At 69.5% G+C, this 747-nt stretch carries 1 protein-coding gene; it reads right to left on the bottom strand.

Features of this window, described 5'->3' with window-relative positions; translation table 11 throughout:
* On the bottom strand, positions 1 to 747 hold a 747-nt coding region (locus tag AC1DWF_RS34045; protein WP_476842899.1), incomplete at both ends, for a TauD/TfdA dioxygenase family protein.

Below are 747 nucleotides of genomic sequence, written 5' to 3'. Positions count from 1 at the left end.
GTCGGAGAGCGTCACGCGGCGGAGGTCGCGCGGATAGGTCTTGTCCTCGTAGCGGCGCCCGCGATGCATGGTGCAGCGGTTGTCCCAGATGACGAGGTCGCCTTCCGTCCAGCGATGGCTGTAGACGAACTCGCGCTGCGTCGCGAACTCGGTCAGCTCGCGGATGAGGACCATCGCCTCGGGGTCCGGCATGCCCTGGATGCGGCCGATATGGGCCGAGAGGTAGAGCGAGAGGCGCCCGGAATTCCGGTGCCGCCGCACGAGGCGCTGCGGGACCGGCGTGCAGCGCTCGCGCTCCTCGGGCGTGAAGGCATCGAAGGCGAGCTGCGCGCGCGAGAAGATGAGGGAATGCTCGGTCACGAGGTCGCGGACCTCCGCCTGCATCTTCGCGGGCAGCGCRTCCCAGGCGGCGCGCATGTCGGCGAAYTCGGTCTCGCCACCCAGCGGCGGGATCACGCGCGCATGGAGCATGGAGTATTGCGCGGGGGTCGGCTTGAAGCTGCTGTCGCTGTGCCAGAGCAGGTTGCCGAGGTTGTACATGCGGCGCCGGTCGTCGGCGGCCAGGATCTGCCCGTCCGCGCCGAGGTTGGAGATGTCGTTGACGCGGTTGTCCTGGAGGCGCCGGCGCCCCTGGTCCACCAGCGTCGGCACCGCCTCGACCTCGCCGAACTGGCGGCCGAACTCCAGCTGCTGGTCGTCCTCGAAATGCTGGCCGGGGAAGACGAGCACGGCGTAGCGGTCCATCGC

The organism is Aminobacter sp. P4_D5 (genome assembly GCF_056401815.1).
The sequence above is the reverse complement of the archived record's forward strand: the minus strand, read 5'-3'. Positions and strand labels throughout refer to the sequence as shown.